25 protein-coding genes and 2 tRNA genes are annotated in these 25,763 nt (G+C 67.7%); 10 read left to right on the plus strand and 17 right to left on the minus strand.

The genetic code is table 11. From position 1 onward, the window contains the following. Positions 1-84: 84 nt before the first annotated feature. Genes ABIE00_RS16630 through ABIE00_RS16640 form a run of 3 tightly spaced genes read right to left on the minus strand, consistent with a single transcriptional unit; the run spans position 85 to position 2,553 of the window. Positions 85-993, minus strand: coding sequence for a DMT family transporter (locus tag ABIE00_RS16630; RefSeq protein ID WP_331573859.1), 909 nt, complete (start codon positions 991-993; stop codon positions 85-87). Continuing rightward, entirely contained in the window at positions 993-1,616 is a 624-nt protein-coding gene (locus ABIE00_RS16635) for a CDP-alcohol phosphatidyltransferase family protein (protein ID WP_354261834.1), read from the minus strand. The genes ABIE00_RS16630 and ABIE00_RS16635 overlap by 1 nt, the downstream gene beginning before the upstream one ends. Positions 1,617-1,671: 55 nt before the next feature. Then, positions 1,672-2,553 (minus strand): phage holin family protein, encoded by an 882-nt coding sequence (locus ABIE00_RS16640; RefSeq protein ID WP_354261835.1) that lies wholly within the window; start codon positions 2,551-2,553, stop codon positions 1,672-1,674. Positions 2,554-2,733: 180 nt separating this feature from the next. Between ABIE00_RS16640 and ABIE00_RS16645 the strand changes: the two genes are divergently transcribed. From ABIE00_RS16645 to ABIE00_RS16655, 3 genes are read left to right on the plus strand one after another with little or no spacing between them, the layout of a single operon-like run. Next, positions 2,734-3,954, plus strand: a complete 1,221-nt coding sequence (locus ABIE00_RS16645; protein ID WP_331573865.1) for a multidrug effflux MFS transporter — start codon at positions 2,734-2,736, stop codon at positions 3,952-3,954. 57 nt (positions 3,955-4,011) lie between these two features. Next, entirely contained in the window at positions 4,012-4,203 is a 192-nt protein-coding gene (locus ABIE00_RS16650; RefSeq protein ID WP_354261836.1) for a hypothetical protein, read from the plus strand. Between the two features lie 41 nt (positions 4,204-4,244). Then, complete coding sequence (locus ABIE00_RS16655) at positions 4,245-4,652, plus strand: hypothetical protein (RefSeq protein WP_076798221.1); 408 nt, start codon at positions 4,245-4,247, stop codon at positions 4,650-4,652. 109 nt (positions 4,653-4,761) lie between these two features. Here ABIE00_RS16655 and ABIE00_RS16660 read toward each other — a convergent pair. The 6 genes from ABIE00_RS16660 to ABIE00_RS16685 form a co-directional block, all read right to left on the minus strand. Next, positions 4,762-4,834, minus strand: a tRNA-Asn gene (locus ABIE00_RS16660). A gap of 125 nt (positions 4,835-4,959) precedes the next feature. Then, positions 4,960-5,032 (minus strand) — tRNA-Asn (locus ABIE00_RS16665). A gap of 100 nt (positions 5,033-5,132) precedes the next feature. Beyond that, entirely contained in the window at positions 5,133-7,133 is a 2,001-nt protein-coding gene (gene dnaG, locus ABIE00_RS16670) for a DNA primase (protein ID WP_354261837.1), read from the minus strand. 52 nt (positions 7,134-7,185) lie between these two features. Beyond that, positions 7,186-8,499 carry a deoxyguanosinetriphosphate triphosphohydrolase gene (locus ABIE00_RS16675; protein ID WP_502914222.1) on the minus strand — a complete coding sequence of 438 codons (1,314 nt, stop codon included), beginning with the start codon at positions 8,497-8,499 and terminating at the stop codon, positions 7,186-7,188. Continuing rightward, on the minus strand, positions 8,483-9,664 hold the full coding sequence (dusB, locus tag ABIE00_RS16680) for a tRNA dihydrouridine synthase DusB (protein ID WP_354261838.1): 1,182 nt from the start codon (positions 9,662-9,664) through the stop codon (positions 8,483-8,485). The genes ABIE00_RS16675 and dusB overlap by 17 nt, the downstream gene beginning before the upstream one ends. A gap of 108 nt (positions 9,665-9,772) precedes the next feature. Beyond that, positions 9,773-11,266, minus strand: a complete 1,494-nt coding sequence (locus ABIE00_RS16685; RefSeq protein WP_502914223.1) for a YibE/F family protein — start codon at positions 11,264-11,266, stop codon at positions 9,773-9,775. A gap of 53 nt (positions 11,267-11,319) precedes the next feature. On the opposite strand from ABIE00_RS16685, the gene ABIE00_RS16690 reads away from it, so the two are divergent. Genes ABIE00_RS16690 through ABIE00_RS16700 form a run of 3 tightly spaced genes read left to right on the plus strand, consistent with a single transcriptional unit; the run spans position 11,320 to position 13,782 of the window. Next, the gene (locus ABIE00_RS16690; RefSeq protein WP_354261840.1) at positions 11,320-12,081 is read left to right on the plus strand and encodes an alpha/beta hydrolase; all 762 of its coding nucleotides are present in this window, start codon (positions 11,320-11,322) and stop codon (positions 12,079-12,081) included. 47 nt (positions 12,082-12,128) lie between these two features. Next, a complete protein-coding gene (locus ABIE00_RS16695) occupies positions 12,129-12,944 on the plus strand; it encodes a DUF1295 domain-containing protein (RefSeq protein WP_354261841.1) in 816 nt (271 codons plus the stop codon). Positions 12,945-12,960: 16 nt separating this feature from the next. Further along, positions 12,961-13,782, plus strand: coding sequence for a lysophospholipid acyltransferase family protein (locus ABIE00_RS16700; RefSeq protein ID WP_354261842.1), 822 nt, complete (start codon positions 12,961-12,963; stop codon positions 13,780-13,782). Positions 13,783-13,873: 91 nt separating this feature from the next. Here ABIE00_RS16700 and ABIE00_RS16705 read toward each other — a convergent pair whose 3' ends face one another. The 3 genes from ABIE00_RS16705 to ABIE00_RS16715 form a co-directional block, all read right to left on the minus strand. Then, on the minus strand, positions 13,874-14,836 hold the full coding sequence (locus ABIE00_RS16705) for a GNAT family N-acetyltransferase (protein WP_354261843.1): 963 nt from the start codon (positions 14,834-14,836) through the stop codon (positions 13,874-13,876). Positions 14,837-14,838: 2 nt separating this feature from the next. Then, positions 14,839-16,224 (minus strand): glycine--tRNA ligase, encoded by a 1,386-nt coding sequence (locus ABIE00_RS16710; RefSeq protein WP_354261844.1) that lies wholly within the window; start codon positions 16,222-16,224, stop codon positions 14,839-14,841. 261 nt (positions 16,225-16,485) lie between these two features. Continuing rightward, on the minus strand, positions 16,486-17,493 hold the full coding sequence (locus ABIE00_RS16715) for a DMT family transporter (protein WP_354261846.1): 1,008 nt from the start codon (positions 17,491-17,493) through the stop codon (positions 16,486-16,488). A gap of 33 nt (positions 17,494-17,526) precedes the next feature. On the opposite strand from ABIE00_RS16715, the gene ABIE00_RS16720 reads away from it, so the two are divergent. Continuing rightward, positions 17,527-17,760, plus strand: coding sequence for an RNA-binding S4 domain-containing protein (locus ABIE00_RS16720; RefSeq protein ID WP_331573889.1), 234 nt, complete (start codon positions 17,527-17,529; stop codon positions 17,758-17,760). A gap of 5 nt (positions 17,761-17,765) precedes the next feature. Here ABIE00_RS16720 and ABIE00_RS16725 read toward each other — a convergent pair whose 3' ends face one another. Further along, a complete protein-coding gene (locus ABIE00_RS16725) occupies positions 17,766-18,416 on the minus strand; it encodes an alpha/beta hydrolase (protein ID WP_354261847.1) in 651 nt (216 codons plus the stop codon). A gap of 94 nt (positions 18,417-18,510) precedes the next feature. Between ABIE00_RS16725 and ABIE00_RS16730 the strand changes: the two genes are divergently transcribed. Together ABIE00_RS16730 and ABIE00_RS16735 are read left to right on the plus strand one after the other, a co-directional pair. Then, positions 18,511-19,401 (plus strand): SGNH/GDSL hydrolase family protein, encoded by an 891-nt coding sequence (locus ABIE00_RS16730; protein ID WP_354263393.1) that lies wholly within the window; start codon positions 18,511-18,513, stop codon positions 19,399-19,401. 164 nt (positions 19,402-19,565) lie between these two features. Beyond that, positions 19,566-20,210: a hypothetical protein gene (locus ABIE00_RS16735; protein WP_354261848.1), complete on the plus strand. Its 645-nt coding sequence runs from the start codon at positions 19,566-19,568 to the stop codon at positions 20,208-20,210. A gap of 65 nt (positions 20,211-20,275) precedes the next feature. Here the strand turns inward: ABIE00_RS16735 and ABIE00_RS16740 are convergent, their stop codons facing one another. The 3 genes from ABIE00_RS16740 to mmsB all read right to left on the minus strand — a co-directional run bounded on the left by ABIE00_RS16740 (position 20,276) and on the right by mmsB (position 23,414). Continuing rightward, complete coding sequence (locus ABIE00_RS16740; protein ID WP_354261849.1) at positions 20,276-20,770, minus strand: hypothetical protein; 495 nt, start codon at positions 20,768-20,770, stop codon at positions 20,276-20,278. 191 nt (positions 20,771-20,961) lie between these two features. Beyond that, on the minus strand, positions 20,962-22,446 hold the full coding sequence (locus tag ABIE00_RS16745) for a CoA-acylating methylmalonate-semialdehyde dehydrogenase (protein WP_354261850.1): 1,485 nt from the start codon (positions 22,444-22,446) through the stop codon (positions 20,962-20,964). Between the two features lie 62 nt (positions 22,447-22,508). Next, the gene (gene mmsB, locus ABIE00_RS16750) at positions 22,509-23,414 is read right to left on the minus strand and encodes a 3-hydroxyisobutyrate dehydrogenase (RefSeq protein WP_354261851.1); all 906 of its coding nucleotides are present in this window, start codon (positions 23,412-23,414) and stop codon (positions 22,509-22,511) included. A 143-nt stretch (positions 23,415-23,557) separates the two neighbouring features. Between mmsB and ABIE00_RS16755 the strand changes: the two genes are divergently transcribed. Beyond that, positions 23,558-24,460 carry a LysR family transcriptional regulator gene (locus ABIE00_RS16755; RefSeq protein WP_354263395.1) on the plus strand — a complete coding sequence of 301 codons (903 nt, stop codon included), beginning with the start codon at positions 23,558-23,560 and terminating at the stop codon, positions 24,458-24,460. Between the two features lie 108 nt (positions 24,461-24,568). On the opposite strand, the gene ABIE00_RS16760 is transcribed toward ABIE00_RS16755, so the two are convergent. Next, complete coding sequence (locus ABIE00_RS16760; protein WP_354261852.1) at positions 24,569-25,717, minus strand: zinc-binding dehydrogenase; 1,149 nt, start codon at positions 25,715-25,717, stop codon at positions 24,569-24,571. Positions 25,718-25,763 lie beyond the last annotated feature (46 nt).

Consider the following 25,763-nt stretch of genomic DNA (forward strand, 5'->3'; position numbering starts at 1 on the left):
CGGTGGTCGGCTGCGGCTGACCACACCGGCCGGCCGGCACGTGGTGCACCGGCACATTCTTGCCTGGTCCGCAGTAAAAACCGGCTAGTGGGACGCCCTGCCCGTGGCCTTCCGAACGTCCTTCTTCCGTTTGGTGACCTCGGGATGGTGTCGTGACAGGGCGATTACCCCCACGATAGCAAGGGTTGCCGCCGTACCCATGGCAATCGCCACGACGGCGTGGACATCGGGGCGCAGCTCGCCCAGGATCGTGATGCCGATCGCGATGCCCACGATGGGGTCCACCACGGTGAGGCCGGCAATCACCAGATCCGGCGGACCGGTGGAATACGCGCTCTGCACGAACCATGACCCCATTCCTCCTGCCGCCGCAATGGCCACCAGCGAGTACCAGGGCACGTTCAGCAGGAACAGGCCGTTTGGATCCAGCAGGTGTTTGCCGATTATTCGTGTCAGCACTGCCACGAAGCCAAACAGGATGCCGGCACCCAGGATGTAGATGAACGCGCTCATGCGGTGCTTGAACATGGCGGCGAGGCTGCCGAAGATGCCCACCGCCAGAGACAGCAGCAGCACAATCGTGAGTTCGTCCTCAGGCGTGACATGGTGGCTTTCCTGCGTGACATTGACGGCAAGCAGGACGAACAGCGCCGATCCCGTGACGCAAAGGCTGATCGCCACCACGGTGGCGCGGTTGATGCTCAGGCCCTGATCCTTGGTGTTGACCACGGTGGTGATCACCAGGGCGATGGCGCCGATCGGCTGGACCACGGTCAGGGGTGCCGTGACCAGCGCAACGGCGTTCATGGCCATGCCCATGCACAGCAGGAGGAGGCCGAAGACCCACCGGGGATTCCGCAGGAGGCGGAGGAATCCGTTGGAGCTCAGCGCCAGACCACCCGTGTCCGCCTTGACCGCGCTTCCCTGGCGCTGGGCACCGAAGGCGAGACAAAACGCGCCCATGACCGCGAGCAAAACCGCAACCCAGACCATCAGCCGTTCCCGCCGTCGTCGGCCGCCAGCATTTTTCCTTTGCGTTGGATCGCCCAGAAATAGTTGTAGGCGGCAACCCAGTGGCCAACGAGCCCCAGCCCCAGAACCACCCAGGCGGCGACGAACCACGCTCCGGCGGACGGAATGGGCAGCTTCGACAGCACAAGGAGCGGAGTTCCGAGCAGGAGCAGGCCGGTGCGGGCCTTGCCCACCAGGCTGACGGGAAGGTCCGGGTGGCCGCGGAAGTAGAACAGTGACATGCCCAGCAGGACGGCGTCGGGAACCACGAGCGCGGCCAGGTACCACCACTGCACGACGCCGGCGATCACCAGGGTGACTGCGACGGCAATCATGGCCAGCCGGTCGGCGATGGGGTCAAGAACGCGCCCCAGCTTGGAGGTCTGATTGAACCGCCGGGCGACGTAACCGTCCACCCAGTCAGTGCTGCCCATGATGGCGAGCACCAACACGGCCAATCCGTATTCCCTCTGGGCCAGCACAAGCCAGATGAAAATAGGAACGCCCATGAAGCGAAGTACCGTGAGGAGGTTGGGGACGGTGTAGACCAGATCGCGATCGACATGCGGCTGCCCGGGGCGGGAACCAGCGCCGATGAATCTCATCAGGACACCCTCTCAGCGGCCGGCGGCCTCTTACAGTCTTCGTTCAGGGCAAGGCTCAGCTCTTGAAAAGTTTCCGCAGCAGAGTGAGCAGGACGGCGGTTGAGGCAGCGAGGGCCAGGAGCGGCTTCCAGCGCGCCTCGAGCTGCCCGGGCAGGGAGCCCGTCGGGGCGCCGGAGCGGGCCGACGCCGACAGGGCGGCGAAGCGTTCGGCCGCACGTTCGCGGGCCTCCTGGAACTTCTCGTTGCCTTCCGCGGCCCGGTTCCTGGCAGCGCCAAGGAAAGCCTGGGCTTGGGTTTTGACGTCCAGTTCCTCGCCAAGCTCATCCCGCACACCGGTCAGGTGTTCACGGCGCTGCTTCAGGCGGCGGCGGAGTTCAGGCTCCGTGGCCACGGGAACGTCCACGGCCTCGGCAGCCTTCCTGGCTTCCTTGTCCGCCTTCTCCTTGGCCTTCTCCGCTGCCTTTGCTTCGGCGGCGGCCTTGGCCTGGGGCGAGTTGGGATCAAGCACGGCGGCGTCGAAGTCCGAGCCTTCCTTCGCGATGCCCAGGTCGTGCTTCAGGCCGCGGACCGTGTCCTCGGGAATCAGCGGCATCGCCTGCTTGAACTTCCGGAGACCAATGAGACCGCCGATCAGGGCAATGAGCAGGAAGACGGCGCTGACCAGCAGAGCCGCCAGCCAGGCCGGCATGATGGTGGCCAGGCCCATGATGGCCGCCACGATCAGCCCGGTGACCAGCAGCGCCAGGAAGACGGCGGCCACCCCGAAGAAGGCGCCGGCGACGCCAAGCTGCTTGCCTTTGCGCTTTGCCTCGATCTTGGCCAGCGCGATCTCGTCATTGAGCTGGCGTGGCACCAGTTTGACGGCGAGCCGCAACGTTTTTGGCAGCGCAGTGATACGCAGTCCTTGGTTGGCCCGCCCGCTGTGACGCCCGCTCATAGGTTCCGCCTAACTGGTTCCATTGTCGATTTTTCTTCACTGCTTCGGGGGTTTCCGGTTCGCCCGCGCGCCCCCGCTGACAAAACTATCATTCAGGGTCAGCCGGAACTTCTGGAAATAGCCCCGGCGAGCCCTCCAACGCTGTAAAAGTCTGATCTGTCAGCCCTAGGATGGTTCACTGTGACCACCACCAACCCGGGCGATGCCCTCAGCCGCCGGCAGAAATTCCTCTACATCCTTCTACTCGGCGCCCTGACCGCCCTCGGGCCGTTCACGGTGGACCTCTACCTGCCCGCCTTCCCCGCCCTGGAGGCAAGCCTCAACGTTCCGGAAGCCGCCGTCCAGCTGACCCTGACCGGCACCACCGTCGGCTTTGCCCTGGGGCAGCTGGTGGTTGGGCCGTTCAGCGACAAGTTCGGGCGCCGGCTGCCGCTGATCCTGGCCACCGCCCTGCACATCGCCGCCTCGCTGGGCGCCTCGCTCTCCACCGACATCGCCACCCTCGGCGTGTTCCGCGTCCTCATGGGCATCGGCGCAGCCGGCGGCGGCGTGGTGGCGATGGCCATGGTCCGCGACCTTTTCAGCGGCTACGCCATGGTCCGGATGTTCTCCCGAATGGCGCTGGTCAACGGACTCGCTCCCATCCTGGCGCCCGTCATCGGGTCCCAGCTTCTCCTGGTCATGCCGTGGCCGGGCATCTTCGTGTTTCTGGCCTGCTACGGCACCGCGGTCATTGTCTCCGCCATCGTACTGGTCCGGGAGACGCTGCCGCGGGAGAAGCGCGGCCAGTCCGGCCTGACGGCCCGGCAGCGGTACGGCGTGCTCTTCTCCGACCGGATCTTCGTGGGCCTGCTGATGCTGGGCGGCATGAACTTCGGCGGCCTGTTCACCTACCTCTCGGCCTCCCCGTTCCTGTTCCAGGACGTCTTCGGCTTCTCACCGCAGCAGTACGGCCTCCTCTTCGGCATCAACTCGCTGGGCATTGTCGCCGGCGTGCAGACGAGTTCACGGCTGATCAAGCGCGTCCCGCCGCAGTGGATCCTAGCCTGCTCCACGGCGTGGATGTTCCTGATGGCCGTGCTGATCGTGGTGTTCGACCAGTTGGGGTTCGGGCTCTGGGGCGTCATGGTTCCGCTGTGGTTCTACATCCTGGGCACCGGATTCACCTTCCCCTGCGTGCAGGTCCTGGCGCTGGCCAGCCACGGGGCGCAAGCCGGTACGGCCGCCTCGCTGCTGGGGGCGTCCACGTTCCTGATGGCGGGCATCATCTCCCCCGTCGTGGGCTGGCTGGGCGGAAATTCCGCCACGCCCATGGGCGCAGTCCAGGCCTGCTGCATCTTCCTGGCCGCGGCCGCCCTGTGGCTCGTGGTCCGGCCCAGGACTGTGCCGTCCATCCACTGAGTCCTTCCACCCCCCGGGAACCGGGAGTAGGCCGGCACCGGCCTGTAGGCTGGCACGATGGCCCGCAAACCGACCCGCAAACCCCACCGCAACGGCCGAGGGCTGTACCTCGGAGCCATCCTTGGCGCCGTGGCAGGCTTCTTCGCCGGCAGGATGATGGGCAACGCGGCGCTGGGCATCCTGGTGGGCGCCGTCGTCGGTTCTGCGCTGCTGTACCGCGTCAATCCGGGACCCTGGAACAGGCCGTAGGCCATCTGTTCGCGTGGGTGCCTGCGCGATAAAGTTGTTACGTGCCCCACTGGCAGGATCATCCTCCACTTCCAGCCACGTGGCAGCGGTGCGACTCCGGCATTCTGCCGTTGTGGTGGGACCGGCTGTGCACCCAGACCAGTGCGCAGTCGGCGGCACTCTATGCGGCGGGACTTTTCACCGAGGACCGGCGCCGGCCCATAGCCCAGTGGTTCAACCCGGCTTTCAACGCTGCCCTCCTGGTGGCCCCCGAGACCTCCCCCGAATGGCCGGTCCAGCGGTTCGGCATCTTCTACGCCCCGCCCGATGGCGGCTTCACGCGTGTGCACTCCTCCCCCCACGAATGGCATCCCCGCGAGCCGCGGAAGTCCCCCACCGAGCGGGAAGCGTTCGAGGCTGCCATCGCCGAGGCCGAGCGCTTCCTCCAGGTGGAGATGGACTTCGTCTGACGCCGCTCGTCCGGGATTTTGTGACTTGGGTTTAGCGGCCTCAGGCAGCCGAGCAGCACAAAACAAAAAAGTCCCGCGGCCGGCTCTGGGCCAACCGCGGGACTGTGCGCTCCTCCTGCTGGACTTGAACCAGCAACCCTTCGATTAACAGTCGAATGCTCTGCCAATTGAGCTAAGGAGGAATGAAGCAGGTATGACATTAGCAAAGGTTCCGCCGCAATGTGAAATCGGCGCCAACACTGGGCACTAATACCCCTCCGGGGTATAAAAAAGTCCCCGTTCCGGAACCCGGAACGGGGACTGAGCGCTCCTCCTGCTGGACTTGAACCAGCAACCCTTCGATTAACAGTCGAATGCTCTGCCAATTGAGCTAAGGAGGAATGAAGCGGGTACCAGCCTAGCAAACACCCGGCCCGGATACGAAATCGGCATGATTCCAGCCCCGGAGCCGGCCCCAGAGACACCGCGCAACGCTCCAGCCTAGGCGTCTGAACGCAACGACCGGCGCTCCATTTCGAGCATCATGAGCTCCCGGTTCAGCTGCTGGAACTCCTCGGGATGGGCAGCGGCATCCAGCCGCTGCAGCTGCCCCAGCTTGTCCGCCTTCACACGGGTGATCTGCAGCTCGAACAGCCTCGCGAGGATGTCCCGGCAGTACTTCTGCACGGCTTCGGCAGTATGGGCCGGCAGCGGGACCACAGCGAGCTCCGAGACCAGCGGCTGCAGTGGCTCGGGAACCTCCTGCCGCAGGGCCTCCACCCATTGCACCGCATCCCCGGAGAAGCCCGGGGCCGTGGCGCGGATGGCATCGTGGATGGCCTGGTAGGCGGGCGTGGCGAACCGGGCTGTCGCGAACCGCTCCCAGGCCGCGCCGCCCAGCATTGCCGGCTCCTGCAGCGCCACCTCGAGGGCCTGCCGCTCCATGGACGCCACCGGGTCCCGGGGATCCGGACGGTGGAAGGACGGTAGAACGCCCGACGGCGGGAGCGCCGCCACGCCGGGCACGTTCTGGCCGTTTCCCTGGGCTGGGTTGTATCCAGCACCGTTGTATCCGGCACCGTTGTATCCGGCACCGCCTGCCCTGCCCGCCGCCCCGTTGCCCTGGGCTCCGCCACCGGGCGCACCGGGCGCCGGCGCCCCCGAGGCCGGCGCAGCGCGCTTTGCGGCGGCCGCCACAGCCCGCGTGACGTCGTCGATGGGCATTCCCAGCCATCCCGCCAGTTCCCGGGCGTAGCCGGGCCTGAGCCCGGCGTCGCGGATCTGGGCCACGACGGGGGCGGACTCGCGCAGCGCGGCCACCCTCCCCTCCACCGTGTCCAGGTTGTGCTTCCGCAGGGTGGCCCGGATGGCGAATTCGAAGAGCGGGCGCCGGGAACTGATCAGGTCACGGACGGCGGCGTCCCCGCGCGTCTGGCGCAGGTCGCAGGGGTCGGCTCCGGTGGGTTCGACGGCCACGTACGTCTGGGCCACAAAGCGCTGGTCCTCTTCAAAGGCCCGCAGGGCCGCCTTCTGGCCGGCGGCGTCGCCGTCGAAGGTGAAGATGACCTCTCCCCCGGTGCCGTCGTCGGACAGCAGCCGGCGGGCAATCTTGATGTGGTCGGCGGCGAACGCCGTACCGCAGGTGGCCACCGCCGTCGTAATCCCAGCGAGGTGGCAGGCCATGACGTCCGTGTAGCCCTCCACCACCACCAGTTGCCTGTCCTTGGCGATGTTCCGCTTGGCAAGGTCGATCCCGTACAGCACCTGGGACTTCTTGTAGAGCGTGGTTTCCGGGGTGTTGAGGTACTTGGGGCCCTGGTCGTCCTCGTAGAGCTTGCGGGCGCCGAAGCCGATGGTGTCGCCCGCAATGTCCCGGATGGGCCAGATCAGGCGGCCGCGGAAGCGGTCGTAGATGCCCCTGTTGCCTTCGGAGAACATCCCTGTGAGCTTCAGCTCGGGGTCGGTGAAGCCCCGGCCGCGCAGGTGCTTGAGCAGCGCGTCCCAGCCCTGCGGTGCGTAGCCGACGCCGAAGTGCTCGGCCGCTGCCCGGTCGAAGCCGCGCTGCTGCAGGAACTTCCGGCCCTCGGCGGCGCCGGCGGTGAGCAGCTGGGCGCGGAAGAACTCGTCGGCGATCTTGTGGGCGTCCAGGAGCCGCTGCCGCTTGCCGACTTCCTCGCGGCTGGGGCCGGTGCCGCCGTCCTCGTAACGGAGCTCGTACCCGATCCGGGCGGCAAGCTTTTCGACGGCCTCGTGGAAGGAGGTATGGTCCAGTTTCTGCACGAAGGAGATGACGTCGCCGTCCTCGCCGCAGCCGAAGCAGTGGTAGCGGCCCACCTGCGGGCGGACGGTGAACGACGGCGAGCGCTCGTCGTGGAAGGGGCACAGGCCCTTGTAGGAGCCCAGGCCGGCGCCCTTGAGCGTGACGTAGCCGTCGACAACTTCCTTGATGTCCGTGCGCTGGCGGACTTCATCGATGTCTTCCCGTTTAATCAGCCCAGCCACGAAGTAATCCTAGTACCGCCCGCTGACAGCAGTTGTCCGGCTATGGCGCCCGTCACCACAGGGACGGCAGGCTGCCCACGAGCCGTTCGTACATGGCCAGCGCGGAGCCGTCCGTCAGCGACGCCACCTGGTCGATGACCACGCGGAGCCGGGCGCCGTCGTCGGCCGCTTCCCGCCAGTCCGCGGCGAACATGGGCTCGAGGTGGCGGTCTCCGGAGGCGTTCAGCGCCGTCACCAGGGCGTGGAGCACCTCGCGCTGGCGTTCGTAGATGGGCTGCCGGTGGTCGGTGGTCATCACGAACGTGGTGGCCAGGCCTTTCATCACCGCGATCTCCAGGACGGTCTCCTCCGGAACAATGAGCTCAGCGTTGTACCTGGTCAGGTTCGCCGGGCCGTAGACGGCGCGGGTGGTTTCCAGGGCACTCTGGCAGAACCTGCCGATGAGTTGGCTTGTCATGTCCTTCAGCGCCGCCATGGACTTGCGGCTGCCGTCCGCCTCCCGCACCCAGACGTCGGTGGCTTCGAGCCGGGCCAGGGCGGCGTCGATGGCCGCGGGATCGTTGTGCGGCAGATACCACTGCTTGGCGTAGCCCACCACGCGCGCCCGGTGGTCCGGGTTGTCCATCCATCGCAGCTGGAAGTGCCCTGCCACGATCGCGTCCTCAACATCGTGCACCGAGTACGAGATGTCGTCCGCGAGGTCCATGACCTGCGCCTCGAGGCAGGACCGCCGCTCGGGGGCGCCTTCGCGGATCCAGTTGAAGATGGGGAGGTCGTCCTCATAGGCGCCGAACTTGCTGGTCCGCTGGCCGTGGATTACCGGCGCGTCCAGGGCGGACCACGGGTACTTCGCGGCCGCGTCAAGGCTGGCCCGGGTGAGGTTCAGGCCCGCAGGCCTGCCCTGCGGGTCGAGGACCTTCGGTTCGAGCCTGGTGAGCAGGCGCAGGGTCTGGGCGTTGCCCTCGAACCCGCCGATGGCGTGGGCCATCTCGTTGAGCGCCGATTCACCGTTGTGTCCAAACGGCGGGTGGCCGAGGTCATGGCTAAGGCAGGCGGTGTCCACCACATCGGGGTCGCAGCCGAGGGCGCGGCCCAGTTCCCGGCCCACCTGCGCCACCTCGAGGCTGTGCGTCAGCCGGGTGCGGACAAAGTCGTCGGTGTCCGGGGCCACCACCTGCGTCTTCGCGCCGAGCCGGCGCAGGGCCGAGGAATGCAGCACGCGGGCACGGTCGCGCTCGAAGTCGGAGCGGTACGTGCTCTTGGGCGGTTCCTCGACCCAGCGGGCGGAGTCGTGGGCTTCGTAGCCCGGCAGTGCCTGCGGGGTGGTGCGGGCGTCCGCCAGCCGGCTTTCAGCCACCGGACACATCCAGTTCCGCCGCGGCGATGTCCCGCGACTGGTCCTCGTTCAGCTGGCGGCTCAGCAGCCAGTCCTTGGGCAGGGCCGGCCTCTTTGGAGAACCGGCACGCCCGCGCGGCCCTTCGGAATCGATGCCGGGATACGGCAGGTCCATGTCCAGCTGGTCCAGCAGTTCGCGGAGCACTTCAAGCGTGGGCACGGTGGCCAGTTTGGCCCGCAGTTCGCCGCCCACCACATAGCCCTTGAAATACCAGGCCATGTGCTTGCGGATCTCGCGCAGCGCCTTGTATTCGTCGTTGCCGAAGGTTTCGACCATGAGTTCGGCGTGCCGGTAGACGCCCTCGGCCACCTCGCGCAGGCCGGGCCGGTGCCGCTTGTCACTGCCTTCGAAGGCAGCCTGCAGGTCGCCGAACAGCCAGGGCCGGCCCTGGCAGCCGCGGCCAACCACCACGCCGTCGATGCCGGTTTCACGGACCATCCGGACCGCGTCCTCGGCGGACCAGATGTCGCCGTTGCCCAGTACCGGAATGTCCGGCAGCGCCTCGCGCAGGCGGGCGATGGCGGACCAGTCGGCCTGGCCGGAATAGAACTGCGCCGCCGTGCGGCCGTGAAGGGCGACGGCGGCAACACCGGAATCGCGCGCGATCCGGCCGGCGTCGAGGTATGTCAGATGGTCGTCATCGATGCCCTTGCGCATCTTGATGGTCAGCGGGATTCCGCCCTTGGACGCCTCGCGGACGGCGGTCTGGACGATGGAGGTGAAGAGGCCGATCTTCCAGGGCAGGGCCGAACCGCCGCCGCGCCGGGTGACCTTGGGCACGGGGCAGCCGAAGTTGAGGTCAATGTGGTCCGCCCGGTCCTCCTCCACCAGCATCCGGACCGCCGCGCCCACGGTGCCGGGGTCCACGCCGTAGAGCTGGACGGAACGGACTTTCTCGTCGTCGTCGTGGGAAATGATGCGCAGCGATTCCCGTGTGCGCTCCACGAGGGCACGGGAGGTGACCATCTCCGCCACGTACAGCCCGCCGCCGTATTCACGGCAGAGCCTGCGGAAGGCGGTGTTGGTGATGCCGGCCATGGGCGCGAGCACCACCGGGGTGTCCACGGTGATGGGGCCGAGTTTCAGCGGCGGAAGTTCCAGCCGGGGGGCGGGAGGCGTTGCTACAACAGTCACCCGTCCATTGTCTCAAAGTCGGGCAAATCGGGCAGAATACCGGGCAGGATGCCGACGGCGGCACCTAATCCCCTTTTAATTGCCCCGCTCTTTTCGGTCCCGTTGTATTCAGTCCCGCTGTGTTTGGTTCCGTTGTGCGGCACGACGTCCCCGCCGGGTCGCCGGCGGCGCGTCAGCTTCGCTTTCCCACCCAGCCACCGCCGCGGCGGCCGCGAGCGCTCCGGTGTCGTCGACGTCGTCGGCCCCTATGGCGGCATGGCCGCCCGGCCGGTGATCCGCAGCGGAGGGGCGGGGCACGTCAGCCGAAGTCGTCAGCTCAGCGGACCGGACCCCGGTTGCCTTGACCACCAGCACGGCGATCAGTGTGGTGACCGGAATCGCCAGGACCAGGCCGATGGAGCCCACCAGCGTGCGGATCACCTCCTCGGACAGTTCGGCGCTGGTCAGCGCCTCCCCCAGCGGACGGTTGTAGAGCATCACGATGATGAGGATGGGCAGGGCCGCGCCTGCATAGGCGAAGGCAATGGTGTACACAGTGGAGGCGATGTGGTCCCGGCCGATCCGCATGGCCGACGAAAACAGCTTGCGGGCGCTCGTGTTGGGGGCGAGTTCGTACAGTTCCCACACCGCTGAAGACTGCGTGATGGTGACGTCGTTCAGCACGCCGAGCCCGGAGATGATCAGGCCGCAGAGGATGATGCCGGAGATGGAGATCTTGTCCGAGATGTTCACGAGTGTGGCGGCGTCGTGGCTGCCGACGCCCGCGAGGTTCGCCGCATCGGTGGCCCACGCGGCGAGCAGGGCGGTGATGCCGAGCCCGAAAATGGTGCCCAGCAGCGCCGTCGAGGTCCGTGCCGAGAAGCCGTGCGCGAAGTACAGCACCCCGATCATGATCACCGTCGAGCCGACCAGGGCCAGCAGGAGCGGCGGCTTGCCCTCCACGAGACCGGGGAGCATGAAGCTGACCAGCACGAAGTAGGCGCCGACGAGGCCGATCAGGGCGCGCAGCCCGCGCCAGCGCGCCACGGCCACCACCACGACGGCGTAGAGGAGGGCCAGCAGGATGATCGGCATGGTGCGGACAAAGTCCACGAAGATGTACGACGGCGACCCCTGGGCCGCCGGGGCATCGGCGCCGGTGGCTGCCGCCTGGGCGCGGGACAGGTTCAGGTAGCGGATGTTGTCGCCCACCTTCACGCCGTGCGACTTGGCGATGTCCGGGTTGATCACCACCTTGACCGGGTTGCCGCCCTTGTCCGGCTCGGTGAACGCGAAGGTGCACTGCGAGCCGCCTGTACTTCCTTGTGCCGTGCTGTCCTGTGCTGTGGAGTCTCCGGCTGCCGCCTGGGTGCAGCTCTCCGTGACCACGCGCTGGATCCGCCCGGTGTCGAAGGTCACGCCCGGAGCTGCGGCATAGGGGTTGGCCAGGGTCAGGCCTTCCCTGTTCCCCGAAGGCCACAACGCCGCCATCGCTGCGAGGGTCAGGAGGGTCAGCGGAATCAGCACCGCGGCCAGAATCCTGTTTGCCTTCCTGCGGGCGGCCATCGCTTCCGCCGTTGGCTCCGAACGCCCTGTATGACCGTGGGAGTGACCTGCACCCATCAGCAGCTAGACCTCATGCTTGAACTCTACGGCGGCGGCCATAGGGTTGATAAATGGACGAGGAAGTGTCGGAGGATGCAGCAGTGAGCCAACGCCGAACTGATTATGAAGCCGTGCTGACGGTTCTGGCCCCGTCCGGGCCCACCCGCGGCGTGGCCCTGGTGCTGCACGGCGGCAAGTCGCACAGCTTCGAACCCGTCCAGGCCACGCACCTTAGCCCGGCGCGGATGGTGCCCTTCGCCCGCCACCTGCACGCCGCCGGCCGGAAACACGGCCTGGCGGTCTGGATCCTGCGGAACAGCGTCCGCGGATGGAACGGCGAGGACATGACGCCCTTGAAGGATGCACGCTGGGCGCTCGCCAAAGTCCGCGCGGAGCACCCGGGCGTGCCCATTTACCTGCTGGGGCATTCGATGGGAGGCCTAACGGCGATCTGCGCCGCCGACGAACCGGACGTGGACGCCGTGGTGGCCTTGGCCCCGTGGCTGGATGACGCCACGCCCGCGTCCGCGGTCGCCGGACGGAGGGTCCTGATCGTGCACGGGAACGAGGACCGGTGGACGAGCCCGTCGGCCTCACTCCGGTTCGCGCGCCGCGCGGCGCCGGAAGCGGCGGAGCTGCGGTACGTGTCGCTCCGCGGTGCCGGGCACTTCATGCTGCGCCGGGTCGGACTGTGGCACCGGCTTGCCACCGGGTTCCTGATGAAGGCCTTCACGGAGCGGACCGGAGTTCCGGGTGCCGGGTCCTCCGCGTCCGCCGCAGCCCTGGACAGGGTGCTGCCCCCGTCCGGCTCGGCGCTGCCCCTGGTGCTGTGAGGTGAATGGTGCTGTGAGGTGGCCGGTGCTGTGAGGCGACCACATTCATGAGCCCGTTTCCGCTGGAGGCGTTCCTCACCAGCTTGCCTTGGGCCGCGCTGGGGGTGGTGCTGGTGCTCGCCGTCACCTACGCTGCGGCCGTTGGTGCCGGGACCGGCGGCCGGGCCCGGCATTCGGTCATGGATGTGGCCTGGGGCCCGGGCTTCGTCGTGATTGCCGTAATCTCCTTTATCCTCTCGGCCGGGGAGGGCGACGACGGCAGGCGGGTGCTCCTGCTGGTTCTGACCGGCATCTGGGGAATCCGGCTCGGCGCGCACATCGGCCGCCGGGCCCGTGGCGGCCATGAGGACCCCCGCTACGTGGAGCTGCTCAAAGGAGCACACGGGTCACGCAACGCCTACGCCGTCCGCCGCGTGTATCTGCCGCAGGGCCTCGTGATGTTCTTCGTCTCGCTGACCATCCAGGTGGGCATGTTCGCCACCGGTGCGCTGGGGTGGCTCGCCGCCGCGGGTTTGGCCGTGTGGCTGACCGGGCTCATCTTTGAGTCCGTGGGAGACCTTCAGCTGGAGCGGTTCAAGAACGATCCGGCCCGGAAGGGCACCGTCCTGAACACCGGGCTGTGGCGCTACACCAGGCACCCCAACTACTTCGGCGACGCCTCGGTCTGGGCGGGGCTGTTCCTGATCGCGGCGGAATCCTGGCCCGGCGTGCTGACCGTCCTCTCCCCCGCGCTGATGATCTGGACGCTGGCCGCCAAGACCGGCAAACCGCTCACGGAGAAGGCCATGGCCGGCCGCCCCGGCTACCGTGAATACGTGCAGTCCACCAGCGGTTTCTTTCCGTGGCCGCCGCGGCGGCACTGAGAGCCGGCAGCCCCAGATGCCCTGGACCCCAGCCGCCAGCGACCGCTTCTACCGCCTCCTCGTCCGGACCGGACTCTTCCTGCGGTGGCTGTTCCGGGTCCGCCTGATCGTGACCGGGCAGCAAAACCTGCCGGACGGCGAAGCAGGAAGCCGCAACAAGGCCGCGAGGAAGGTACTGCCGGGCCGCGGCGCCGTCGTCGCCATCACCCACTTCGGCTATTTGGACTTCGCCGCTGCCGGGCTCGTGCTGTGGCGGCACAACCGCGGGCAGCTGCGGTTTCTGATCCATCAGGGAGCCGCGGACCACTGGCTCGCGGGTCCCTTCATCAGCGCGGCGGGCCAGGTGGTGGTGCGCCACGGTTCGCGGACCGCCGCCTATGACGACGCCGTGGCCAGGCTCCGCGCCGGTGAGTACCTGGCCGTCATGCCCGAGGCCGGCGTCAGCCGCAGCTTCAAGGTCCGCGAATGCAGGACGGGGGCGGTACGGATGGCGTCCGAGGCGGGCGTGCCGCTCATCCCGGTCTCAATCTGGGGCGCCCACCGCATCCTGACCCGCGGCAACGGCCTTCCGCTGCACCGCATCCGGCGTGCTCCGGTCCGGGTGCACATCGGTGAGCCGGTGCACCTGGCCGCGGATATCGACGCAGAGGCTGAAACGGCGCGGCTCCGCAGGACGCTCCAGGCCGGCATCGACGCCGCCATCGCCACTTTTCCCGTGGCGGCCCGGCCGGGCGACTGGTGGATGCCGGCGGACCTCGGCGGCGGCGCCATGTCCGAGACGGAACGCCAAAGGCTCGATGCCGCCGAACTGGCGAGGGACCGCCGTCGTACGTCCTGAACGGCGCACCCAACTGTGTAGCAGCACGGGGCGTTTCCAGACCTGGGAACGCCCCGTGGCTGCTACACAGACGGGTCAGTTACATGGAGGATCAGTCGGAGACGACGGACGTCTCCGCGCCCTGGCGGCGGGCCTTGCCCGCTTCCATCAAAGGCCCGACGACGGCACGCAGCGCTGCCATCGAATCGTCCACCTCCATGAGCACCGGGTATTGGTACGCGATGAGGGCCAGCAGGTCACGGACCGCGGCCTGCGCCTCATCGGCGTCCAGCTCCGGCTCGTGGCCGAGGAACACGTCCGACGGGTGGTCGGAGCTGCCCTGCGCGTAGCTGATCGCGAAGGCCTGGATCTTGCCCTTGCGGCTGGCCGGCACGCCGGACCCGAAGGCGCTGGCTTTCGAAGCACGCAGCACGATCGCGCCGTGCGCGCCGCTGAGGTCGTCCAGGAACAGGCGCTGCACCGTGCCGATGCCCAGTTCGCCCGGGCTGTCCCAGCCGTGGACGGACGAGTAGTAGCGGCCCACGACGTCGGACAGCTCCACCGAGCCGGTGGCCAGGTCCTCGATGCGCTCCGACGCCGCTTCCTCGGAACCGTCGCCGAAGACCGGGAGCTTCAGGGCCGCCGGCTCCACCACGACGAGCCGCGTGTGCTGGATCGGGGTGAGACCGGCCGCCTCGGCGAAGGCGGCGCCGGAGGTGCCCGGCTCCACCTTGCAGCGCAGCCGGGTCACGCCCGACGGCGATCCCTCCGCCTCGCGGCGCAGCATCATCAGCAGCGTGGAACCGATGCCGGCCCGGCGGTGGTCGCGGGCCACCTCGACGTACGCCCACAGCCGCTCCGGGTGCAGGCTGGCCTCGTGGACCACGCCGGCGGCAACCGGGATGGCCACGCCGTCGACGACGTCCTCGGCCACGATGCAGCGCCGCCACGGTGCGTTGCCCGAGGGCGCGAGGGTGCCGCGGAACTGTCCTGCCTGGTCGGTCTCCGGGTCGCCCCAGATTTCCAGCAGGGCGAGGTCATCGCCCTCGCGCCATTCTCGGTATTGGATCGCCACGGCTAGGCGCCGATCAGCCGGGCGGCCAGGTAGCCCTCCACCTTGTCCAGGGACACGCGTTCCTGGCTCATGGTGTCGCGTTCACGGATGGTGACCGCCTGGTCCTCGAGCGTGTCGAAGTCCACTGTGATGCAGAACGGGGTGCCGATCTCGTCCTGGCGGCGGTAGCGGCGGCCGATGGCGCCGGCGTCGTCGAAGTCGATGTTCCAGTTCTTGCGCAGCTGCGTGCCCAGGTCCTTGGCCTTCGGGGAGAGGTCCTCGTTGCGGCTGAGCGGCAGCACAGCGGCCTTGACCGGCGCGAGCCGCGGGTCAAGCTTGAGCACAGTGCGGACGTCCACGCCGCCCTTGGCGTTCGGGGCCTCGTCCTCGGTGTAGGCGTCGATGAGGAAGGCCATGAAGGACCGGGTCAGGCCGGCGGCGGGCTCGATCACGTACGGCGTGTAGCGCTCGTTGGTGGCCTGGTTGAAGTAGCTGAGGTCCGTGCCGGAGGCCTTGGCGTGCGTGGAGAGGTCGAAGTCGGTGCGGTTGGCGATGCCTTCGAGCTCGCCCCACTCGGAGCCCTGGAAGCCGAAGCGGTATTCGATGTCCGTGGTGCCCTTGGAGTAGTGGCTGAGCTTGTCCAGGGGGTGTTCGAAGAAGCGCAGGTTCTCCTCACGGATGCCCAGGTCCGTGTACCAGGACATGCGTTCCTTCATCCAGTACTGGTGCCACTCTTCGTCCGTGCCCGGCTCGACGAAGAATTCCATTTCCATCTGCTCGAACTCACGGGTGCGGAAGATGAAGTTTCCGGGCGTGATCTCGTTGCGGAAGGACTTGCCGATCTGGCCGATGCCGAACGGCGGCTTCTTCCGGGAGGTGGTGAGCACGTTGTTGAAGTTCACGAAGATGCCCTGGGCTGTTTCGGGGCGCAGGTAGTGCAGGCCCTCGTCGCTGGCCACGGGGCCCAGGAAGGTCTTCAGCAGCCCGGAGAATTCCTGCGGCTCGGTCCATTCCCCGCGGGTTCCGCAGTTGGCGCAGGCGATGTCCTTCAGGCCGTTCTCGGCGGGGCGGCCCTTCTTCTCCTCGTATTCCTCTTCGAGGTGGTCGGCGCGGTAGCGCTTGTGGCAGGAGAGGCACTCAACGAGCGGGTCGGAGAAGACCTCGACGTGCCCGGAGGCTTCCCATACCTGGCGGGGCAGGATGACGGAGGAGTCCAGGCCCACCACGTCCTCGCGGCCGCGGACCACGGACTGCCACCACTGGCGCTTGATGTTTTCCTTCAGCTCGGCACCGAGGGGTCCGTAGTCCCAAGCGGAACGCGAGCCTCCGTAGATCTCGCCGGCCTGGAAAACGAAACCTCTCCGCTTGGAAAGGGAAATGACCTGGTCGAGGACGGATTTTGCTGCCATGGGAACTCCAATTTCTACAGGGCCGCTGGGTGCGGTCCGCGGTGTCTCTGGCCCTGTGACCGCGGCTGGATGCCGGGCGGGGCGTGTGAAAGGGAAAAAACTGTGCAGGAAGCTGCGAGTCCTAGCCTACCGGGAGCTGCCTGCGGAGGGCGCCCCTCATCTGCCGGGCGCTCTGCATCTTCCGGGCGCTCTGCATCTTCCGGGCGCTCTGCATCTTCCGGTCGCCGCCCAGCCTACGGCGCTCATCTTTGAAAGGCGTTCTCACCGCCGGAAGGCGCCGCGGGGCCAGGGCAGGGTGGCCACGACGATGGACGCCAGGGTCAGCAGCGTCCCCAGAACCGTGGCCGCCTCCACGACGGTGCCCGGCGTGGGCACCAGCAGGTCCAGGCCGAGCGACCCCAGCAGCTGGCCGGCGATCATGCCGAGGCCCGTCACCAGCACCCCGAGACTGCGCACCAGCAGCGCGCCAAGGCCGATGAACACGCAGCCCATGGGTCCGCCGAGGTAGTACCACCACTCCCCCGGCAGCGGGTTGGCAGGTCCTGCGACGGCCACCTTGATGGACCAGGCAACCCACAGCACGCAGGTACCGGCGATGAAGTTCACCAGCGTGGCAGCGATCGGCGTCCCGTAGTGCACGGTGGCGGTGCCGTTCATGGCCTGCTGGAAGCTCATGAGGAAGCCGGCCAGGACCGGCAGGATAATCGGAAGGAGCAGGGCCGTGGGATCGGCCGGGCCGGCTGCCGCACTGCCCGCGCCGGACGCGCCCGCAGCGCCGCCGGTAAAGCGTGGCGATACCGCCCACGAGACCGCGGCAATGGTGAGGATGCAGCCAATGACGCGGATGCCGGTCACGGACTTCTTTCCCGCCGGGCCGATACCAAGGCGGTCCACCAGCAGGCCGCTGAGCGTTTGGCCGGTGACGGTGGCCACGGTGAACAGGGCGATGCCCAGCAGCCCCACGGTGAAGGACTGCGCGAAGACGAAGAAGGCGCCGATGCCGCCGGCGAGCGCGTAGTACGGCGGGAAACGGCGTTCCCGCAGCGCGGGCAGGATCCGGGCGAGGCCGGCCCGCCCGCGCGGAGCCAGCAGGGACACGAGGACCATCACAATCAGCCCGGTGCTGAAACTGACGACGGCCGCGGCGATGCCGTCACCGAGGCGGGCACCAAGGGCCCCGTTGATGCGTCCCTGGACGGGAATCGCAAGGCCGGAGGCCACGGCCATCGGAAGGCCCACGGCAAGGGGCAGCCGGGGTGCATGGGTCATTCGGTTCACCTAACGTCAGGCATCATTACAGGTATGAGCAACCCGGAAATCGAAGAGATCCCCATCCGCGACACCATGATCCGCCTGGGCCAGCTCCTGAAGCTCGCCAACCTCGTGGAGGACGGCGTGGAGGCAACGGAGCTGATCAAGAACGGCCTGGTCAAGGTCAACGGTGAGATCGACGACCGGCGCGGCCGGCAGCTTCACAACGGGGACACGGTGACGGTGAACGGGCAGACCGTCCGGGTCAGTGCTCCCCAGGGTTAATAGCGCTACTTCTTCAGCACCTCGTGGGTGAGGAACTCGGACACGTGGCCGACTTCCTGGGCGTTGATGCCGTGCCACATGCCGGTGTACAGAACTTTGGTCAGCTTCACGTGCTTGCGGACCCAGCCCATTGTGTATTCGATCTTGTCCGGCGTGATGACCGGGTCCTGCTGGTCCCGGCCCCAGAACAGCGGCACCGTTCCATCCAGCTCGGCGTCCCGGAACTCGCCGTCGGAATCCGCATTGACCACAAAGCCGGAGAGGCCGACGACGGCGGCAAAGTCAGCGGGCCGCTGCCGGAGCAGTGTGGTGGCCATGGCCATTCCCATCGAGAACCCGAGAAGGGTGACGGACGGGTGGTTGGCCTTGACCGTGTCCAGCCAGTCCAGGACGTACGCTGACGCGGCCTTGACGGCGTCGACGGAGTATTCGATCGATCCTGTCAGCGGGAACCAGGAAAAGCCCGGTCCCATGGCGATGGGTGCGCGGACTGATGCAACAGCGAAGTCGTCCGGGAGCATGTCAGCCAGGCTGAGGAGGTCCTGCTCGTTCGCGCCGTAGCCGTGCAGCAGGACGAGCAGGGGCTTGCCGGCCCGGGCTTCCTCAGGCTTGGACCACAGAACAACGGGGGCAGGAAAGGAGTCGGCTAAAGTCATGGCTCCATTCTTACAGTTACCCGCCGGTAACAACCTACGGTGGCGTAGCCAGGCGGTGACGGTACAGGATGGGAAGGTGAGCGGAACCGAACCCATGCAGCAAGCCCCAGAGCCTATTGAAGATACCCAGGAGCCCTCGTCCCGCCACCCCTGGAGCCGGTATGTGGCCATGGGCGATTCCTTTACCGAAGGCATCGGCGACCCCGAACCCAGCAGCCCGGGCGGCTACCGGGGCTGGGCTGACCGGGTGGCGGAAGAGCTTGGACGGGGCCAAGAGGATTTCGCCTACGCAAACCTCGCCGTGCGGGGACGGCTGCTCCAGCAGATCATCGACCAGCAACTGGCGCCGTGCCTGGCCCTCAAGCCGGACCTGGTGACCCTTTCCGCCGGCGGCAACGACCTCATCCGGCCCGGCGGCGATCCGGATGCCCTCGCCGAACGGCTCGACCCGGTGGTGCAGATCCTGGCGGCGAGCGGCGCCACGGTCGTGCTGTTCAACGGTCCGGACACAGGCTCGTCCGTATTGGGCCGGATCCGCAGCAAGGTGGCCATTTACAACGAGAACCTCCGCACCATCGCCGCCCGGCACGATGCAATCATCGCCGATATGTGGTCGCTCCGGCAGCTGAGGGATCCGCAGATGTGGAACGAGGACCGGCTGCACTTCTCGCCGCTCGGACACCACACCATCGCCGCCATGGTGCTCGAGGCCCTGAATGTGGAGCACAGCCTGGAGCCGCTCGCGCCGAAGCCGCTGCCGCCCCGCAGTTGGCGCGAGGCCCGCAGCGAAGACCTCGTCTGGGCGCGGGAGTATTTTGTGCCGTGGGTGGTCCGGCGCCTGCGCCACCGGTCCTCCGGCGACGGCATCACCCCCAAACGCCCGACGCCGGGACCCGTGTTCGGTCCGGGCGTTCCGTTGGGTTCGGGTGAAGGGCCGATGGGCCTGGACGATCCCGTCCGGCAGCAGCCCCGGGTCTGCAAGTGACTTCCAGTGAACCGCGTTCCAATGCACCGCGATTTGGAGCGCCGCGTTACGGAGCAGCCGCCTGGCGTCCCTTACCGTGCGGCCGTGCGCTCTGGGCATAAGCATCCCGGGCGCGTTTCCTCACGGGACTAAGCTGGAATGGACACTCACTGAGAGGCCCCACCGTGTTCGACTTCTTCTTTTGGATCATCATTCTGGCCGTCCTGGTTCCCATGGGCATGCGGATGTACCGGAGGTCAGTCCAGCGGCGGAACCAGGGCCCCGGCCTGCCCGGACAGTATCCCGGCCAGTTTCCCAACCAGGGAGACGACCAGTTCGGCAACCAGCCGGGCAGCCCATTTGGTGGCCCCTTCCGGGGCCGCCCGGACAACCGGCCGAGGGACGGCTACACGCAGCAGGACTACTTCAGCGGCGGATTTGGATTTCCCCAGCGCGGTGGGCGTGAAGAGCTTCCGCCCCTGAACCAGCCCTACCCGGATCAGCAGAACACGCCATACGCTCAGCCCGGCCCGAATCAGCCGTATCCCAACCAGCCGTACCCCAACCAGTACGGTCCCGGCAGTGCCGGTGCGCCGTGGCAGCAGGGGCAGGTTCCCTATGAGGACAGCCCGGAATACCGGGCCAATCCGCCCCAGCCTCAGCAGAGCGCCGCCCCTCCCACTGGATCAGCGCACGCAACTCCCCCGCCGCCGTCGGCTCCGCAGGGGTTCCGTGCCCGGAAACTGGCTGAGCTGGATCAGCAGTACAGCGACGGGCAGATCTCCATGGAGGAGTACATGGCCCGGCGCAAGGACATCATGAACGGCTAGGCAGCACGCACCCAAGACCTCGCCGCGCGGTCCGTCGTACAGCGCTGGCGGCCATACGCTGGCCGTCATGCGTTGACAGCCAGGGTGACGGGAGCCGCCGTCGCGGGACCGCCGCATTCCGTGGCTTTGCCAATCTGTTGCCAGGCCAGCGAGACCCGTTTCTCCGCGAGCGTCTTGCCCGCGGAATCGAGAGCGCGCACTGTCACAGACCCCGGCGATTCCACGACGAATCCAAATCTCCAGGCATCAGAACCGGTCCGCTCGACCGAAATGTGGTGTTCGGCTGGTCCCTGCCCCGGCGGGAAACCGAGACCGTTGGCACCCGTTGGGGTCGGAGTCGCCGTTGGAAGCACCGGTGGCGCGGTTGGCCGGTCCGCTGCCTGGGAACAGGCGTCGGGAGTGCACAGCTGAACCCAAGCCACAGTGCGGGTGTCCCCGTCCAGGGCCACAGTGAGGTAGTTGATCCAGGCCATGGCTGGACAGGTCTTCGCGCATCCGGCCACCGGGAGGAGCACCGGCAGCAGGAGGGCAAGGCAGGCAAAGGGTCTCAGCCGGACCATGCGGCCAGCATAGAACCGGACACGCCTGAAAGACAGGTTCCCGCTCGCGCCGCTCAGTGGGGGCTCAGGTGCCTGTTCGCGCAAAAAGGTCAGCCCGCGGCCCGCTGCTTGTGGCTGCGGGACACGGGCTGAGGCACAGGCCGGTCGTGACCGGTCCGAACTCAAGTTTTGATGTAAACCGAGTTTCGAGTTTAGTCGATCTGCGGGAAGCCGAGGTCAATCACCGAGGTGGACGGGTCGGGCCACCGCGTGGTGACCACTTTGCCCCGGGTGTAGAAGCGGATGCTGTCCGGGCCGTACATGTGGGTGTCGCCGAACAGGGAGTTCTTCCAGCCGCCGAAGGAGAACGTGCCCACCGGGACGGGGATCGGGACGTTGACGCCCACCATGCCGGCATCGACGTCGAATTCGAACTGCCGCGCTGCCCCGCCGTCGCGGGTGAAGATGGCCGCGCCGTTGCCGAACTCGTTCTCGTTGACCAGCCGGACGGCGTCGGTGTAGGTGTCCACGCGGACCACCGACAGGACCGGGCCGAAGATCTCGTCGTCGTACACCTTCATGCCCGGCTTGACGTGGTCCACCAGGCTGACGCCGATGAAGAAACCGTTCGAATCGAACTGCTGCGAGCGCCCGTCGACGACCACCGTGGCGCCTTCGTTTTCCGCTCCCGCAACGTAGGAAGCCACGCGGTCCCGGTGCTCCGCGGTGATCAGCGGACCCATCTGGGAGGCCGGGTCGGTTCCCGGGCCGATCTTCAGGCCGGCCATGCGGCTGGAGATCGCCTCGACAAGGTCGTCGGCGATGTTGCCCACCGCCACGAGGACGCTTACGGCCATGCAGCGCTCGCCGGCCGAACCGTAGGCCGCGGAAACCGCAGCGTCGGCAGCCATGTCAAGGTCGGCGTCGGGCAGCACCACCATGTGGTTCTTCGCCCCGCCCAGTGCCTGGACGCGCTTGCCGTGGTCGGCCGCCCGCTTGTAGATCGACTGCGCGATGGGCGTGGAGCCCACGAAACTCACCGCTTTCATGTCGGGGTGCTCGAGCAGGACGTCGACGGCTTCCTTGTCCCCCTGGACTACGTTCAGCACGCCGGCGGGCAGCCCCGCTTCGGCGAAGGCTTCGGCGATGAAGATGGCGGCGGAGGGGTCTTTCTCGCTGGGCTTCAGCAGCACGGTGTTGCCGCAGGCCAGGGCGCTGCCGATCATCCACAGCGGCACCATGGCCGGGAAGTTGAATGGGGTAATGCAGGCCACGACACCCACCGGCTGGCGGACGGAGTGGACGTCGATGCCGCTGGAGACCTGCTCCGAGCGCTCGCCCTTGAGCATGTGCGACAGGCCGGTGGCGAACTCGATGTTCTCCAGGCCGCGGGAGATCTCACCCTCGGCGTCGGAGAGGACCTTGCCGTGCTCGCTGGTGAGAATAGCCGCGAGCTCGGGCTTGCGCTGGTTCAGGATCTCGCGGACCCGGAAGAAGATGTTGGTGCGCTTGGCCAGGCTGGTCGCGCGCCACGCCGGGAGCGCGGCGCGGGCGGCGGCGATGGCTTCCTCGGTCCGCGACGCCGAGGCGAGCGCCACCTGCTTCTCCTGTTCGCCGGTGGCCGGGTTGAAGACGGGGCCGAAACGTTCGGCGTCGCTGACGCGGCTGCCGTTGATGAAGTGGGGAATGGTTTCCATGGGAAGTCTCTTTTCGTACGTTGCTTACAGGTGCGGCCAGCGAATGTGCCGGATGATGCGGGCTACTTGGCGGAGGAGGCCAGCGAGCCGTCGGCGACCTTGATGATCATCGAACAGTCCTTGCCCGCCTCGCCGGCGTCGATGAGCTGCTGGAACAGTTGCTGGACGTGCTTTCCGATCTCCAGCGGTGTGCCGGTGTCCTCGGCTGCGCTGATGGCGAGGCCGATGTCCTTGTTGGCCAGTTCGGTGGTGAAGGTGGGTGCGAAGTCGTTGTTGGAGGCGGCGGTGGAGACCACGCCGGGCACCGGGTACCAGGTCCGCAGCGCCCAGGAGTCGCCGGAGGAGACGGACGCGATGTCCCAGAAGACCTGCTTGTCGAGGCCCAGCCGGTCGGCCAGGACGGCGCCTTCCGCGGTGGACGCCAGATTGATGAAGAGCATCAGGTTGTTGCAGATCTTCGCTGCCTGCCCGGTGGTGGCGCCGCCGGTGGGGATGATGTTGGCCGCCATGGGGCCGATATAGCCGGTGGCGTCGGCGACGGCACCCTCCTCGCCGCCCACCATGAAGGTCAGCGTCCCGGCCTTGGCACCGCTCATGCCGCCGGAGACTGGGGCGTCCACAAAGCGGAAGCCGGCGGCAGCAGCGGCGTCGTGCAGTTCCTGGGCGGACGCGATATCGATGGTGGAGGAGTCCACCAGCAGCGTGTGGGTGCCGGCGTGTGCCAGGACGCCGTCTTCGCCGAGGTACACCGTACGGGCGTGCTCGCCCTTGGGCAGCATGGTGAACACCACGTCCGCGCCGTCGACGGCCTCAGCAATGCTGCCGACCGGCGTGACGCCGGCCTCGTCGGCGGCGGCGAGCGCCGCAGGGTTGAGGTCAAAACCGCGGACATCATGTCCCGCCTTCGCCAGGTTCGCGGACATAAAGCCGCCCATGTTTCCGAGGCCGATCCAACCGATTACTGCCATTTCGTGAGCTCCTTTGCTTCGGATCCGGCCACCGGGGCCGGAAGGTCTGTGTCCACCATCACACCCTGCTAGAGTGCAATCAAGGGGAAAAATTACAGACGCTATGTGCATTGATGCACACTAAGGGAAGGCTTGCCGTGGACCTGAGGCGGCTTCCGAGCCCGGACGACCTGCTGATCCTGCTGACAGTGGCGCGCCTGGGCAGGTTCAATGCGGTGGCGGAGACGCTGGGCACCACCCACACCACCATCTCCCGCCGGATCCTCGCCCTGGACAAGCAGCTGGGCGGGCGCACCCTGGAACGCAGCCCGCACGGCTGGGAGCTGACCCAGCTCGGCGCCTCCGCGGTGGAGGCGGCAGAAGCCATCGAGAGCACGCTCGGATCACTCTCCGGCCTCATCAGCCGGGACCAGAGCGCCCTGTCCGGCCTGGTGCGCGTCGCGACGACGGACGGCGTTGGGGCCGTCTTCGTCACCCCCGCGCTGGTCCGGCTCCAGCAGCAGAACCCGCAGTTGAACATCGAGATGCTGAGCGCCACGCGGAAGGTCAGCCAGAACAGGTCAGGCGTGGACCTGGAAATCGTGGTGGGCCGGACGGACGTCAGCAACGCCCAGACGATCTTCCTGAGCAACTACTACCTGCGCCTCTACGCCAGCCCCGGCTACGCCGCGGGACAGGGACTGCCGGAAACGCTCGACGAAGTCGGGCAGCACGGCTTTGTCTCTTACGTTGAGTCTGCGCTGCAGGTGGCGGAGCTGGGGCACCGCTGGTCCTCCGAGCTGCCGATGCCCAAGTCAAGCTTCCAGGCCACGAGTGTCTTCGCCCAGGTGGAGGCGGTGCGGCGGGGCGCAGGCATCGGGTTGCTGCCGAACTTCATGGTGGCCGGGCAGCCGGATTTCGTTCCCGTGCTCGCGGACGACTTCGAGCGCCAGCTGCCCATCTGGGCGGTGGCACGGCCGGAGTCCCTCCGTTCGGCCGCGGTGCAGGCCGTCATCGCGTCGCTCAAGGAGGAAGTGAAGGCCCGGTCAGCAGTGCTGGCGGGCTGATTCACGGCGGTACGGTACCCCGACGCCCGCCGGACTGCGCGCCGTCAGGCGAGCGCCCCGTCAGGCGAGCGCCCGCCGTCCGGCCTTGGCCCCATCAGGCAGCCTGCCTCAGGCCTGGAACAGCCGCCGCACCACCTGCCCGGACGCCAGCGCATCCAACCCCTCGTTGATCTCGATGAGCGGCCGTGTGTCGGTGTGCAGCAGCTCCACTGGAAGCCTGCCCGCGCGCCAGTAGCCGAGGTAGAGGGGGATGTCCCGCCTCGGAACAGCGTCGCCCATGTATGAACCCAGCAGGCGTTTGCCGGCTCCGGCGAACTGCAGCGCCGGCACGGTCAGTTCGGCTGACGGATGGGGCAGGCCGACCGAGACGACGGCACCGCCACGGGTCACGTGCCCCAGGCAAGCGGCGATCACGGCGGCCGAGCCGACGGCTTCGACGGCGACATCCACGCCGTCGCCGGCGGCTTCCTTGATGAGACTGGCCGCGTCCCCGGGCGTGCCCACCGCGGTGGCACCGCAGTCGAGGGCGAGCTGGTGCTTGCCCGGGTTGGGGTCGATGGCGGTCACGCTGGCGGCCCCGGCGAGGGAGGCGGCCATGACGGCGGAAAGGCCCACCGCCCCGAGCCCGAAGACAGCCACCGACTGGCCGGCCGTGACAGCGGCGGTGTTCAGCACGGCTCCCATTCCGGTGAGCACAGCGCAACCGAACATCGCTGCGACAGTGTCCGGGACGTCGTCGTCAATCACCACCACCGATTCCCGGGCGACGACTGCATAGTCGGCGAAAGCAGAGACGCCCAGGTGGTGGTTGATCCGCTCCCCCGCCGGCGTCCGCAGGAGCGCCCCGCCGTGCAGCAGGTCGCCCGAGCCGTTGACCTCGGCCGCCCGGTGGCAAAGCGCAGGACGGCCGGACCGGCAGGCGCGGCAGTCCCCGCAGCTCGGCACGAAGACCAGCACCACGTGGTCGCCGACCGAGACGTCCGGGACGCCGTCGCCGACCGACACGATCCGCCCCACCGCCTCGTGGCCCAGGGCCATCGGCAGGGGGCGGACCCGCGAACCGTCCACCACGGACAGGTCTGAATGGCACAGGCTGGAGTAGGTGATGGCAACACCCAGCTCGCCGGCGCGGGGCTCCGGCCGCTCCAAGTCCTGCACCACCAGGGGCCGGGCGTCAGTGTAGCTGGGCCTCTGCGATGCAGTCCCGGCCGCGGTGCCGCTGTTGGGGACGGTGGAGTAGAGGACTGCTGCTTTCATGGGAATCCTTGATCTCGGTGAACGGGCAACTGCCCGGCCCCGCATC

It is taken from the genome of Arthrobacter sp. OAP107 (assembly GCF_040546765.1).
Taxonomy (GTDB): domain Bacteria; phylum Actinomycetota; class Actinomycetes; order Actinomycetales; family Micrococcaceae; genus Arthrobacter.

What these genes read in the sequence shown, in the direction of transcription:
- ABIE00_RS16630 (WP_331573859.1), bottom strand. Translation starts at nt 993, where the DNA reads ATGGTCTGGGTTGCGGTTTTGCTCGCGGTCATGGGCGCGTTTTGTCTC.
- ABIE00_RS16635 (WP_354261834.1), bottom strand. Translation starts at nt 1,616, where the DNA reads ATGAGATTCATCGGCGCTGGTTCCCGCCCCGGGCAGCCGCATGTCGAT.
- ABIE00_RS16640 (WP_354261835.1), bottom strand. Translation starts at nt 2,553, where the DNA reads ATGAGCGGGCGTCACAGCGGGCGGGCCAACCAAGGACTGCGTATCACT.
- ABIE00_RS16650 (WP_354261836.1), top strand. Translation starts at nt 4,012, where the DNA reads ATGGCCCGCAAACCGACCCGCAAACCCCACCGCAACGGCCGAGGGCTG.
- ABIE00_RS16675 (WP_502914222.1), bottom strand. Translation starts at nt 8,499, where the DNA reads ATGTGTCCGGTGGCTGAAAGCCGGCTGGCGGACGCCCGCACCACCCCG.
- ABIE00_RS16685 (WP_502914223.1), bottom strand. Translation starts at nt 11,266, where the DNA reads ATGGGTGCAGGTCACTCCCACGGTCATACAGGGCGTTCGGAGCCAACG.
- ABIE00_RS16690 (WP_354261840.1), top strand. Translation starts at nt 11,320, where the DNA reads ATGGACGAGGAAGTGTCGGAGGATGCAGCAGTGAGCCAACGCCGAACT.
- ABIE00_RS16695 (WP_354261841.1), top strand. Translation starts at nt 12,129, where the DNA reads ATGAGCCCGTTTCCGCTGGAGGCGTTCCTCACCAGCTTGCCTTGGGCC.
- ABIE00_RS16700 (WP_354261842.1), top strand. Translation starts at nt 12,961, where the DNA reads ATGCCCTGGACCCCAGCCGCCAGCGACCGCTTCTACCGCCTCCTCGTC.
- ABIE00_RS16710 (WP_354261844.1), bottom strand. Translation starts at nt 16,224, where the DNA reads ATGGCAGCAAAATCCGTCCTCGACCAGGTCATTTCCCTTTCCAAGCGG.
- ABIE00_RS16715 (WP_354261846.1), bottom strand. Translation starts at nt 17,493, where the DNA reads ATGACCCATGCACCCCGGCTGCCCCTTGCCGTGGGCCTTCCGATGGCC.
- ABIE00_RS16720 (WP_331573889.1), top strand. Translation starts at nt 17,527, where the DNA reads ATGAGCAACCCGGAAATCGAAGAGATCCCCATCCGCGACACCATGATC.
- ABIE00_RS16725 (WP_354261847.1), bottom strand. Translation starts at nt 18,416, where the DNA reads ATGACTTTAGCCGACTCCTTTCCTGCCCCCGTTGTTCTGTGGTCCAAG.
- ABIE00_RS16730 (WP_354263393.1), top strand. Translation starts at nt 18,511, where the DNA reads ATGCAGCAAGCCCCAGAGCCTATTGAAGATACCCAGGAGCCCTCGTCC.
- ABIE00_RS16740 (WP_354261849.1), bottom strand. Translation starts at nt 20,770, where the DNA reads ATGGTCCGGCTGAGACCCTTTGCCTGCCTTGCCCTCCTGCTGCCGGTG.
- ABIE00_RS16745 (WP_354261850.1), bottom strand. Translation starts at nt 22,446, where the DNA reads ATGGAAACCATTCCCCACTTCATCAACGGCAGCCGCGTCAGCGACGCC.
- mmsB (WP_354261851.1), bottom strand. Translation starts at nt 23,414, where the DNA reads ATGGCAGTAATCGGTTGGATCGGCCTCGGAAACATGGGCGGCTTTATG.
- ABIE00_RS16760 (WP_354261852.1), bottom strand. Translation starts at nt 25,717, where the DNA reads ATGAAAGCAGCAGTCCTCTACTCCACCGTCCCCAACAGCGGCACCGCG.